The organism is Cellulomonas uda (assembly GCF_006538705.1).
GTDB classification, from domain to species: domain Bacteria; phylum Actinomycetota; class Actinomycetes; order Actinomycetales; family Cellulomonadaceae; genus Cellulomonas; species Cellulomonas uda.
Window position 1 is genome coordinate 1 of record NZ_BJLP01000075.1, and the last position, 11,447, is coordinate 11,447.

General features: G+C 72.6%; 13 protein-coding genes, 1 tRNA gene and 1 pseudogene. 8 read left to right on the plus strand and 7 right to left on the minus strand.

Going from position 1 to position 11,447, the window contains the following annotated elements:
- Positions 1-2: 2 nt before the first annotated feature.
- From CUD01_RS15615 to CUD01_RS15630, 4 genes and pseudogenes are all read right to left on the minus strand, one after another.
- On the minus strand, positions 3-584 hold the full coding sequence (locus tag CUD01_RS15615; protein ID WP_141322431.1) for a hypothetical protein: 582 nt from the start codon (positions 582-584) through the stop codon (positions 3-5).
- Entirely contained in the window at positions 578-1,822 is a 1,245-nt protein-coding gene (locus tag CUD01_RS15620) for a hypothetical protein (RefSeq protein ID WP_094181661.1), read from the minus strand. The genes CUD01_RS15615 and CUD01_RS15620 overlap by 7 nt, the downstream gene beginning before the upstream one ends.
- Positions 1,819-2,514 (minus strand): annotated as a pseudogene (locus CUD01_RS15625) (ABC transporter ATP-binding protein); the annotation flags it as partial. The pseudogene CUD01_RS15625 and the gene CUD01_RS15620, both read right to left, overlap by 4 nt.
- Before the next feature lie 54 nt (positions 2,515-2,568).
- Positions 2,569-3,042, minus strand: a complete 474-nt coding sequence (locus tag CUD01_RS15630; RefSeq protein WP_094181663.1) for a hypothetical protein — start codon at positions 3,040-3,042, stop codon at positions 2,569-2,571.
- A 188-nt stretch (positions 3,043-3,230) separates the two neighbouring features.
- On the opposite strand from CUD01_RS15630, the gene CUD01_RS15635 reads away from it, so the two are divergent.
- The gene (locus CUD01_RS15635) at positions 3,231-3,851 is read left to right on the plus strand and encodes a polysaccharide deacetylase family protein (protein WP_141322433.1); all 621 of its coding nucleotides are present in this window, start codon (positions 3,231-3,233) and stop codon (positions 3,849-3,851) included.
- A gap of 69 nt (positions 3,852-3,920) precedes the next feature.
- Positions 3,921-4,655 carry an LppM family (lipo)protein gene (locus CUD01_RS15640; RefSeq protein ID WP_141322435.1) on the plus strand — a complete coding sequence of 245 codons (735 nt, stop codon included), beginning with the start codon at positions 3,921-3,923 and terminating at the stop codon, positions 4,653-4,655.
- Positions 4,656-4,721: 66 nt separating this feature from the next.
- Here the strand turns inward: CUD01_RS15640 and CUD01_RS15645 are convergent, their stop codons facing one another.
- Positions 4,722-5,042: an SHOCT domain-containing protein gene (locus CUD01_RS15645; RefSeq protein ID WP_141322436.1), complete on the minus strand. Its 321-nt coding sequence runs from the start codon at positions 5,040-5,042 to the stop codon at positions 4,722-4,724.
- A 45-nt stretch (positions 5,043-5,087) separates the two neighbouring features.
- Positions 5,088-5,258: a hypothetical protein gene (locus CUD01_RS17425; RefSeq protein WP_166772038.1), complete on the minus strand. Its 171-nt coding sequence runs from the start codon at positions 5,256-5,258 to the stop codon at positions 5,088-5,090.
- A 114-nt stretch (positions 5,259-5,372) separates the two neighbouring features.
- Here CUD01_RS17425 and CUD01_RS15650 point away from each other — a divergent pair, with 114 nt between their 5' ends.
- From CUD01_RS15650 to CUD01_RS15660, 3 genes are all read left to right on the plus strand, one after another.
- Positions 5,373-5,543: a DUF6325 family protein gene (locus CUD01_RS15650; protein WP_208405283.1), complete on the plus strand. Its 171-nt coding sequence runs from the start codon at positions 5,373-5,375 to the stop codon at positions 5,541-5,543.
- Between the two features lie 77 nt (positions 5,544-5,620).
- The gene (locus CUD01_RS15655) at positions 5,621-7,105 is read left to right on the plus strand and encodes an RNB domain-containing ribonuclease (RefSeq protein WP_244937808.1); all 1,485 of its coding nucleotides are present in this window, start codon (positions 5,621-5,623) and stop codon (positions 7,103-7,105) included.
- Positions 7,105-7,563: a YdeI/OmpD-associated family protein gene (locus tag CUD01_RS15660; RefSeq protein ID WP_141322438.1), complete on the plus strand. Its 459-nt coding sequence runs from the start codon at positions 7,105-7,107 to the stop codon at positions 7,561-7,563. The genes CUD01_RS15655 and CUD01_RS15660 overlap by 1 nt, the downstream gene beginning before the upstream one ends.
- A gap of 54 nt (positions 7,564-7,617) precedes the next feature.
- Here the strand turns inward: CUD01_RS15660 and CUD01_RS15665 are convergent, their stop codons facing one another.
- Positions 7,618-9,189 (minus strand): MFS transporter, encoded by a 1,572-nt coding sequence (locus tag CUD01_RS15665; RefSeq protein WP_141322440.1) that lies wholly within the window; start codon positions 9,187-9,189, stop codon positions 7,618-7,620.
- Between the two features lie 374 nt (positions 9,190-9,563).
- On the opposite strand from CUD01_RS15665, the gene CUD01_RS15670 reads away from it, so the two are divergent.
- The 3 genes from CUD01_RS15670 (at position 9,564) to CUD01_RS15680 (ending at position 11,447) form a co-directional block, all read left to right on the plus strand.
- Positions 9,564-9,995 (plus strand): YchJ family protein, encoded by a 432-nt coding sequence (locus CUD01_RS15670; RefSeq protein WP_141322441.1) that lies wholly within the window; start codon positions 9,564-9,566, stop codon positions 9,993-9,995.
- Between the two features lie 4 nt (positions 9,996-9,999).
- Positions 10,000-11,292, plus strand: a complete 1,293-nt coding sequence (locus tag CUD01_RS15675; RefSeq protein ID WP_141322442.1) for a threonine/serine exporter family protein — start codon at positions 10,000-10,002, stop codon at positions 11,290-11,292.
- Between the two features lie 62 nt (positions 11,293-11,354).
- Positions 11,355-11,447: transfer RNA gene (locus tag CUD01_RS15680), tRNA-Ser, on the plus strand.

Below are 11,447 nucleotides of genomic sequence, written 5' to 3' on the forward strand. Positions count from 1 at the left end.
AACTAGTCCCGCGCTGGTTCGGTCAGATACCCGAGCACTCCCACAGCGGCGGCCACCGCAGCCACCACGAGCGCTGGCGCCGACCCCGCAGGATGGAGCGCGACAGCCCAACCGTACGGCTGCCCACTGTTGCCCGTACCGAGCAGCCACATGATCATCACGACGCCAGCGGGAACAACCCAGGCTGCCGTGGGCCCGAGCACACGGGTGCACACGGCTGTCAGCCCGATGAACAGCGCGACGTTCCGCACGAGGACGCTGACGTCCAGATCGTTCCGCCACACCACAGCCGCAACCGCGAACGTCGAGAACACCGCAAGATCGAGCCCTCTCCTCGTCGCGTAAGCGGGAGCCACACGATCTTGACTGCTCGACGTTCGCATCGACACCAACGGAAGGAACACCGCAGCGACAGCGGGAACCAGCGGCCACACGAACGTGTAGATGCCGAGCCGACCGGGGACCTCCTGCTGCCCGCGCGGAATGACCAGCAGAACACCCGCAAGCGTCGCAGCGTGAGCAAGCACGAACACCATTCCACGCCGGCGCCACACGAGCAGGGCGTCTCGAAGTCGCATCAGCATTCGCGCAGAACGCTCACGAGCCTTCGCACCTCCGGGCCGAAGACCGCGGGGTCCGCCGACCGCAACGCGGACGACACCTCTCCGGGCGCCACGAGGCTGTCACGCTCACGACCATCCGGAGCGAGCCACCACGCCAGCACACCGAACGCGGTCGCAGCATCCGGCTCGAGCGCGCACGTCGAGCTCATCACCGTGTTCGCGACGTACTGGGGTGCAGCCAACGCCCCCCGAGTCAGCATCCCCGGGTTCACCACATGTGCGCCTGGGGCTGAGGGCCGCTGGTCGAACCGCCCGAGGTCGACGTCCACACCCGCGCTGCGCAGCTTCGCGACGGGCGCAGCGAGCGCCGCCGAGATCTCACCAGCCTCGTCGGCGTACCCCGGGCCGACACACACCCGAGGGCCACCGTCAGCCTGAGCGCACCGAACCGGGTCGTTCGGGTCGGGCAACAGACGCTCCGGCCCAGCAAGCGCGCCCACCAACACTGCCCCGACCGCCACAACTGCCAAGGCGCCCATGCCGAACCGGGCGCGAGCCGTCCGATACGCGTCCTTCCCGGCCGAGACCGTGAACACCACGGTCAACAACCCGAACACCACCAGCTGCAGCAGAACTCGCGCCGGGTTCGGTCGCAGACCCACGAGACTTCCAGTTGCCCCGCCGGTGTCAGACAGGAACGACAACGACGTCGTGTACAACGCCACGCACCCGGCGAAGCACACGAGCGCAAGCAACGGCGGCGCGATGTACGACCGCACACGCCACCCGACCCAGCAGCCAAAGCTCGTGAACGCGACGAGCATCGCCACGCACGACAGCACCGGAAGGTAGTCGCTCGGTGCAGGCGCTCCGGGAGGCCCTGCGAACAGCATGACGGTCTGCACCACGAGGAACCCGGCGAGGAACGCCGCCAGAACCCACCCGGACACCACGAGCGTGGAGCGCCACACAACGGCCGTCTGCCGTCCAGCCGCCGCCGCACCGTCCGCGTAGGCCTTGGCGGCGGCGACAGCCTTCCAGGCGCCGAATCCCGCACACGCGGGCGCCAGCATGATCGTCGCGAACGAGTACTGCCAGATGCTCAGGGTCCACTCGTGCGTCCACTGCCCGTCCCGCAACCCGATGTGCGCAGCCAGCAGCCCAACGGTGGCGATCGCAGCCCAGTGCTCGGTTCGCAGGGACCTGCGCGACGCGCTCACACGACCGGCGCCAGCAGCCTGCTCGACCAGCGCCGTCATGCGACCTGTGCGCCTGTCATCAGTGTGCGCACCTGACGTTCCACGTTGCTGCGGTCACCGGTCGCGTCGAGCTCGGTCACGGTGCCGTTGAACACCACGACCCCTTCGGCAAGAACGACGAGCCTGTCAGCCATGCTCACGAGGTCGTCGATGTCGTGCGTTGTGACGACCACCGTGCTGTCCTGCGACGCCCGGTGGATCACCTCACGAAGCGCGTGCCTCTGAGCAAGGTCCAACCCGACGGACGGCTCGTCGAGCATCAGAACACTGGGCCGGTGGATCGACGCCAACGCGATGTAGACGCGTTGCCGAGTCCCGCCTGACAGGGTGCGCAGCTCAGCGACCTGATGGTCCGTCAGAGCGAACCGCTCGACCGCGTCCCGAACCGTCGACTCACGTTCCGCACGAGGCACCCGATGCAACCATGCGCCGTACCGCAACGCTTCCCGGACCGTGTACGACCCGGGGAAGTCGGTCCGTTGACTCAGGTACCCCAAGGCGGCTCGGGCGGCTCGTCGCCCGTCAGGGGTCGCGAGCGAGTGCCCCGCAACATGGACCGACCCTGCGTGCGGGCGTACCAGCCCTGCCATGCATCTCAGCAGCGTGGACTTCCCGGACCCGTTCGCGCCCACGACGGCGGTCACACCGCTGCTGAACGCGACGGTGACGTTCGTGAGGGCGATGGTCCGACCGAGCTGAACGGTGAGGTCTGCGACGCGCGTACCAGTCAAGAGGGAAGCTTCGGCTCAGTAGGACGTGGTCAGGATCGCTTCGCTGGTGCACTGGTCGGGCACCGGCCACCCCATCTGCGCGCACGAGAACGCCCCGATACGCATCTGGTCGGTGTCGTAATCGCTGGCCCACGCGGGGTACGTTTTGATGAACCTGTCCGTGATCGTCGTGTTGGACACGTCGTCCCCGCTCTTGACGGCGAAGAACGTCCAGAAGGTTGTTCCGTTCGTCTTGTCGATCTTCTTGATGTAGAAGTTCGTCGCACCGTGAACGTCGTTGCCGTCGGCCTTGCGGTCCTTGGTCGTGACCTTGCTGTTGGCGGTTCCAGCGTTGTTCCAGAAGCTTCCACTGGCTTCGACCCGCACGGCCCCGTCCCACGTCTTCGTTCTCGGCCCCCACGTCTGGGTTGCAGCGTTCGCTGCACCCCCGAACGCGAATCCAAGGACGATGACTGCAGCGACGGTCAACGACCGAGTGCTCGTCTTCATGCGTGCCCCCTCGTGTGCGCTGTGCGCCCCAGTGTGCCAGGACCTGCGGTTGGGCGCTCTGTCCAGTTCGCTCCTGGCGGCGCTGACGATCCCAGAACGGAAAGGTCCGGTCAAGGCGCAACCTGAACGAGAGCCCGACCGGTACCGCGCGCGCGGGTCGTGTGGGGTGGTGGGGGTAGGTTGCTCGCGTGCGGGACGACGAGCGCGTGGTGGCGCTGACCTTCGACGACGGGCCGAGCGCGAACACGCGGCGGCTGCTGGACGTGCTCGCGGCGCGGGGTGTGCGGGCGACGTTCTTCCTGCAGGGCGAGCACGTCGCGGCGGACCCGGACGCGGTGCGCGCGGTCCACGCGGCGGGGCACGCGCTGGCGAACCACACGTGGAGCCACCCGCACCTGCCGGAGCTGCCGGCGGCGGAGGTCGACGACGAGCTCGCGCGCGCTGCCGACGCGGTGCGGGACGCGACGGGCGTCGTCACGACGCTGTTCCGGCCGCCGTTCGGTGACCTGGACGACGACGTGGTCGCGGCGGTCGCGCGGCACGGCGAGGCCGTGGTGCTGTGGGACGTGGACCCGGCGGACTGGGAGGCGGGGGCGCCCGCGGGACGGACGGTCGAGCGGGTGCTGGCGGAGGTGCGGCCGGGGTCGGTGGTGCTGATGCACGACTGGCAGGACTCGACGGTCGACGCGGTGCCCGCCGTGGTCGACGGGCTCGTGGCCGACGGGTACCGGTTCGTGACGGTCCCGGAGCTGCTGGGGGAGCGGGTGGCGCCCGGACGGGTGTTCTCGCACGGCCGGACGGTGGGCTGAACGGGCGGCGTCCCCGACCGACGCGCGGGTACGTCACGGCCGCTGCCCGCGGTGCGGGAGGATCGAGCCATGTCCACGACCCGACGCCCTGTGCGCGCGCTCGCCCTCCTGTCCGCGATGGCGGCACTCCTGCTGACCCTGTCCGGCTGCCTCAAGCTCGACATGGACCTCACGTTCCACTCCGACGACACGGTCGACGGGACCGTGGTGCTCGCGGTGAGCAGCTCGCTGCTCGAGAGCACGGGCATGACGTTCGACGAGGCGTTCGGCTCGGAGGACCCGTTCGACGGTGAGGCGACGTCGTCGGAGGCGTACGAGGACGACACGTACGTCGGCCGCACGTACCACTTCGCCGACACCCCGCTGGCGGAGTTCGGCGACGACGACATGAAGGTCACGCACGAGGACGGCAAGTTCGTCGTCGACGGGGAGCTCGACCTGTCGGCGGGTGGCGAGACGGGGCTGAGCGGCGGCGAGGTCCGGGTCGCGTTCACGTTCCCCGGCGAGGTGGAGTCGTCCAACGGGACGATCGACGGCAGCACGGTGACGTGGGAGGCGCAGGCCGGTGACGTCGTGCAGCTCGACGCGGTCGCGTCGGACGGCACGAGCGACGGGTTCCCGGTGCTCACGCTGGTGTGGGTGCTCGTCGGCCTCGTGGTGGTCGCGATCGTCGTCGTGGTCACGGTGGTGCTGCTGCGCCGACGCGCCGGGCGCCGGGACGGCGTCGACGCGGCGACGGTCCCGCCGGCACCGGCCCCGGGTGAGGTGCCTCCGGGCCCGCCGGCCGACCAGCAGCAGGCCTGACGCCCCCACGCCGACAGCGGTGACGCGACGGATCCCCCCGGGGGCGCGTCACCGCCGTCGGCCGCCTCAGCCGAGGATCTTGGCCTTCTGGACCTCGAACTCCTGCGGCGTGAGCACCCCGGAGTCGCGCAGCGCAGCGAACTCCTTGAGGTGCGCGATCTTCTCGTCCATCGACGGCTCGTCCTCGGGCGCGTCGACGGGCACCGCGTAGACGGGCTGCGGTGCGTAGGTCGGCGCGGGCTGGGCGTAGGTCGGCTGCGCGTAGCCCGCCCGTGCCTCCTGCCGCGCCCAGCGGCCCTGCTGGCGGTGGTGCACCCGGCCGGAGACGGCGCTCGCGGTCCCGGCGACCACGGCGGTGCGGGCCACCCCGCGGATCAGTCCTGGCATGTCGTCCTCCTGTGTCTCGGGGTGACGCCGCTGCGGACGCGGGCGTCACGCGCTCTCGGCGGCGTCGAGCGCCGCGATGATCGCGGGGATCGGGATGCGCCCGCCGGCGACGAGCTGCCCGCCGCCCTTGCGCAGCGCGGTCGCGAACGGCGCGGCCCACGCGTTCTCGTAGACCAGCACGCCGGCGGCGGAGCCGGGCTCGAGCGCGACGCCCACCTCGTCGAGGTCGTCCTGCCCGACGAGCGACGACGAGGCGCCCGCGAAGACCGTCAGGTCGACGTCGCCGCTGACGTCCAGGTCGTGGATCTCGACGCCGGAGACGGGGACGAGATGACCACGGACCTGGAAGAGATGGGACCCGTCGACTACCTGGTCGTCCAGTTCCCGCAGAACCGGCTGGACGGCACGGCGTTCCCGCTCCTCGTGGACCTCGTGGAGCAGGGCATCATCCGCGTGCTCGACCTCGGGTTCGTCCGCAAGTCCCGGGCGCTCGCGGCCTGAGGACGTGCGTCGGGCCCGGTGCGACGCCGGGCCCGACGCACGCGCGCCACGCGGGGTGCTCGCCCTAGGCTCGGCCCGTGCCCCGTCGTCATGTGCGTCTGGTCCCTCGCCCGCTCCCGCCTGCCGCGGGCGACCGGGACCGTGACGTCGACGTCGCGGTCCGCCGTGGCCTCGCCGCGCTCCGCGCCGAGCTCGACGTCCCCGCCGCGTTCCCGTCCGCGGTGCTGCAGGAGGCGCGGTTGCGCGCGACCACCGGCCCGCAGGCGGCCGAGCGCGTGGACGCGCGCGACCTCCCGTTCCTGACGATCGACCCGCCCGGGTCGATGGACCTGGACCAGGCGCTGCACGTCGAGCGGCGGGGCGGCGGCTACCTGGTCCGGTACGCGATCGCCGACGTGGCCGCGTGGCTCGAGCCGCGCGGCCCGATCGACGACGAGGCCCGCGGCCGCGTCACGACGCTGTACGCGCCCGACGGTCGCACGCCGCTGCACCCGCCGGAGCTCAGCGAGGGCGCCGCGAGCCTGCTGCCCGGCCAGGAGGCCCCGGTCGCGCTGTGGGAGATCGAGCTCGACGGCGAGGGTGCGCCGCGCGGCGTCGTCGTGCGGCGGGCGACCGTGCGCTCGTCGGCCCGTCTCACCTACGACGAGGCGCAGCAGGCGATCGACGCGGGCGCCGGGCTCGCGGCGGACGACGGCCCGCTCGCGCTGCTGCGCGAGGTCGGTGAGCTGCGCCAGGCCGCCGAGCGCGCGCGGGGCGGCATCACGCTGCCGATGCCCGAGCAGGAGGTCGAGCTCGACGAGCACGGGACGTGGCGCCTCGTGAGCCGCCGCACGCTCCCCGTGGAGGAGTGGAACGCGCAGATCTCCCTGCTCACGGGGATGTGCGCGGCGGAGCTCATGCTGGACGCCGGGATCGGGGTGCTGCGCACGCTGCCCTCGTCGCGACCGGAGGACGTCGCGCGTCTGCGCCGCACGGCGCTCGCGCTCGGTGTGGCCTGGCCGCAGGGCGCGCCCGCCGGTGAGGTCCTCGCGGGCCTCGACGCCGCCGACCCGCGGCAGGCCGCGGTGCTCACCGACGCGACCACGCTGCTGCGCGGTGCCGCGTACGCGGCGTTCGACGGCGAGCGCCCGGCCGAGCCGGGCCACGGGGCGATCGCCGCGCCGTACGCGCACGTGACCGCGCCGCTGCGCCGGCTCGTCGACCGGTTCGCCACGCAGGTGTGCCTCGCGGTCGCGGCCGGCACCGAGCCCGACGCGTGGGTGCGCGAGGCCCTGCCCGTCCTGCCCGACCTCATGTCGGCCGGGGACCGCCGCGCGTCCGCGTACGAGCGCGGGTGCCTGGACCTGGTGGAGGCCGCGCTGCTCGCGGGCCGGGAGGGCGAGGTGTTCGAGGGGATGGTCGTCGACGTCTCGGGTGGCGGCGCCAAGGGCGTGCTGCAGCTCGCCGACCCCGTGGTGCACGCACGCGTCTCCGGTGCGGGGCTCGAGGCGGGCACGCGGGTGCGGGTGCGGCTCGTCGAGGCGGACGTCGAGAAGCGGTCGGTGACGTTCGAGGAGGCCTGATGCCCGGACCCCGTGACCCGCAGGCGCTGCACGTGCACGCGGAGACGGTGCCGCAGTGGCGCGCGTGGCTCGCGGAGCACCACGGCTCGGGGGCGGACGGGGTGTGGCTGGTGATGTGGCGGCCGGCCACGGGCCGTCCGCGGGTCTCCTACGAGGAGGCGATCGAGGAGGCGCTCTGCTTCGGCTGGGTCGACTCGATGTCCGGCCCGGTGGACGCCGAGCGCTCGCGCCTGTGGTTCCCGCCGCGTCGCGTCGGGAGCCCGTGGTCGCGCACCGACAAGGAGCGGGTGGCTCGCGTCGAGGCGGACGGGCGCATGACGGACGCGGGTCGTGCGGTGGTCGAGCGGGCGAGGGCCGACGGCTCGTGGACGTACCTCGACCAGGTCGAGGCGCGCGTGGCCGAGACGGCGAGGCTCGCGCAGCAGGGCGTGCCGGCCCACCAGCAGCCCCGGGGCTGAGCGCCCCGGGGCCACCGGCGGGACCGGTCATCCGCACCGGTCAGGCGGGACCGGTCAGGCGGTAACGGCCGTCTGAGCCGGCAGGTCGTCCCGTCGCGCCGCGATGACGACGAGCGCGACCACCAGCGAGATCGCGAACAGGCACGCCCCGACCAGGAAGGCCACGTGGTACCCCGCGACGTTCGCGGCCGCCTGCGTCGCGGCGGACGTCGGGTCGGCCCCGCCGGCCGCGAGCGACGCGAGCTTGTCCGTGGTCGCGGCCAGCGCGAGCGTGCTGAGCAGCGCGATCCCGAGCGAGCCGCCCACCTGCTGCGCGGTGTTGAGGGTGGCGCTCGCGACCCCCGCGTCGTGCCCGCCGACCCCGACGAGCGCGGTCGAGGACACCGGGATGAAGACCATCGCCATGCCGAGGCTCATCACCACGAGCGCGGGGAACACCACGGTCCAGTAGTTCGAGCCGGGCTCGATGCGCGTCAGCAGGAGCATCGCGGTGCCACCGAGCGCGAGGCCCGTGACCATGAGCGGCCGGGGACCCGTCTGGGGCAGCAGCCGCGCGACGACGCCCGCGAACGCGATGATCACGAGGCTGAACGGCAGGAACGCGAACCCGGTGCGCAGCGGCTCGTAGCCCATGACGAACTGGAAGTAGAACGTCATGAACAGGAACATCGACATCATCCCCGCGCCGGTGAGCAGGAAGATCAGGTAGGACCCGCCGCGGTTGCGGTCGAGCACGATGCGCAGCGGCAGCAGCGGGTTGCGCACCCGCCGCTCGAGCAGCACGAACGCGGTGAGCAGCACGAGCGCGCCACCCAGGAGCGTCAGCACCAGCGGGTCGGTCCACCCCACGGTCCCCACGGTCCCGTCCTCGTGCACGACGGTCCGCGCGGCCTCGGTGAAGCCGTAGACGAGCGCCACGAGCCCGATGGTCGACAGCAGCGCGCCGGGGATGTCGAACCGCGTGTCGCCGTGCGCCCGCGACTCGCGCAGCACGCGCACGCCGATGGCGGCCGTGACGAGCGCGATGGGCAGGTTCACCAGGAGGCACCAGCGCCAGTCGAGGTACTCGGTGAGCGCGCCGCCGGCGATCAGGCCGATCGCGGCGCCGCCGCCCGAGATCGCGCCGAAGACGCCGAACGCCTTGGCGCGCTCGCGCGGCTCGGTGAACGTGACGGTGATGACCGAGAGCGCGGCGGGCGCGAGCAGCGCGCCGAACACGCCCTGCAGGGCGCGGGCGCCGAACAGCGTCGCGCCGTTCGTCGCGAGCCCGCCGAGCGCGGACGCGGCCGCGAACCCGACGAGCCCGACGAGCAGCGCGCGCTTGCGCCCCATGTAGTCGGCGACGCGGCCGCCGAGCAGCAGGAGACCGCCGAACGCGAGCGTGTAGGCCGTGACGGCCCATTGGATGTCGGCGTCCGCGATGCTCAGGTCGGCAGCGGCGGACGGCAGCGCGATGTTCATGATCGACGCGTCGAGGACGAGCATGAGCTGCGTGACGGCGACGACGGCGAGGATCCGCCAGCGTCGCGGGTCGGGGGCGGCCGGACCTGCCGCGTGCGGTGCTCCCGGTGCTCCGGGGGCGACCTCGTCGGCGGTGACCGTCGTGGTGGAGGGTGGCTCGGACATGGGCGTGTCGTCTCCGTGGGTGAGGGCGCGCGGTGGCGCGTGAGGTCGGTGGACGGTCGCGGCGCCGGGCTGGAGCGAGGGTCGCGGTGGTGGTGGGGTGGGGCTGTCGGGCTCGAGGAACGGGTCCAGGACAGGTGCACCAGACAGCGGTGCGTGGGGCCGTCCAGGAGGGCGTCCGGCTGACGTCCGCTCGAGGGCCAGACGCTAACGAGGGGGTCTGACACGTCCTGATACGCGCGGTTCGCGCCGGGCGCGCGACACCCGACGTGTCCTGCGTCGTCGTCGGACGGAAGCCAGCAGACCTCGCGTCGACCGCGCAGGTCAACGCATATTCGCCCAGAGCGGACGGATCCTCCGGTTCGGGGTCTGGGACCATGGGCGACGGCGGGCCACGCCCCGGCGGGCACACTGGAGCCGTGACCGAGACGCTCTGCCCGTGCACCAGCGGGCTGACCTACGACGAGTGCTGCGGCCCGCTGCACCGCCAGGACCGGACCGCCGGCACGGCCGAGCAGCTCATGCGCTCACGGTTCAGCGCGTTCGCCGTCGGGGACGCCGCCCACCTGCTGCGCACCTGGCACGCGTCGACCCGGCCCGCCGTGCTCGACCTGGACCCCGACGTCCGGTGGTACCGCCTGGACGTGCTCGCGACGAGCGGCGGCGGCGTGTTCGACACCGACGGCACGGTCGAGTTCGAGGCCTTCCACCGCGGCCCGGCCGGACCGGGCTCGATGCGCGAGCTCAGCCGGTTCGCGCGCGGTCCCGAGGGCTGGCAGTACGTCGACGGCGACGCACGCCAGGATTGACCCCGTGACGACACCTTCCACGGCTCTCCCGGACGACGACGAGCTCGACCTGATCCGCCGCTCGGGCGCCGCGCTGCAGGTCGGCCGGCTCAGCCTGTCCGGCGGCACCGGCTCGTACCGCGTCAAGGCGTCGATGGCCCGCATCGCCCGCGCGATGGGCGTCGAGCGCCACGAGGCGCACGTGACGCTCACCGAGATCACGGCGACCTCGCACCGCGGGCGCTCGTTCCGCACCGAGGTCGCGGAGGTCCGCTCGGTCGGCGTCAACGCGGACCGGCTCGCGCTCATCGAGCGCATGGTGTCGCGGTTCGAGCGCCGGTACGACGAGACGGGCGTGCCGATCCCGGTCGACGAGGTGCTCGACGAGGTGCGCCGCATCCAGTCCCGGCCCGCGCTCTACCCCGCGCTGCTCAACGCCCTGTGGTCCGCGATCGCGTGTGCCGCGTTCGCGTTCCTCAACAACGGTGGCCCCGTCGAGGTCGGGGGCGTGTTCATCGCCGCCGGGCTCGGGCAGCTGCTGCGCCGGGCGATGCTGCACCGCGGCTACAACCCGTTCGGCGTGACGATGCTCGCCGCGACGCTGGCCTGCTTCACGTACCTCGGCCTGGTGTCCGGCCTGCACGAGCTCGGTGCGCTCACCACCCGCCACGAGGCCGGCTACGTCTCCGCGGTCCTGTTCCTCATCCCGGGGTTCCCGCTGGTCGCAGGCGCGCTGGACCTCGCGCGCCTCGACTTCTCCGCGGGCCTGTCACGCCTGACCTACGCGCTCATGGTCCTGATGTCCGCGGCGCTCGCGGTGTGGGCGGTCTCGTCGGTCGTCGGCCTGGAGCCGGACGTGCCGCCGGCGCCCGACCTGGCGCCCGCCGTGCTGTGGGGGCTGCGATTCGTCGCGAGCTTCCTGGGCGTGATCGGGTTCGCGCTGATGTTCAACAGCCCGTGGCGCATGGCGCTGCTCGCGGCGACCGTCGGGATGCTCGCGAACGTCGGCCGGCTGCTCCTGCTCGACGCGGGCGTGGTGACCCAGGCCGCGGCCGCGCTCGCGGCGCTCGTCGTCGGCCTGCTCGCGGCGTACCTCGCCCCGCGGCGGGACGTCCCACGCGTGACCGTCGCGGTCCCCGCGGTCGTCATCATGGTCCCGGGCGTGCTCGCGTACCGCGCGATCTTCCACCTGTCCGACGGCGACACGCTCACCGCGCTCGCGTACGGCGTGCAGGCCGCGCTCGTCGTCGCGTCCCTCTCGATCGGACTGGCCGTCGCCCGCATGCTGACCGACCGGACCTGGGCGTTCGACCGGTGACGCACGCGTCGTCGGACGGCTTTTGCCGCACGACGACCAGCACAGGTACCCTGTCCGCACTTGGAGACGTCGCATAGCCAGGTCTAGTGCGCGGCCCTGCTAAGGCCGTGAAGGGGTCAACCCTTCCGTGGGTTCAAATCCCACCGTCTCCGCCA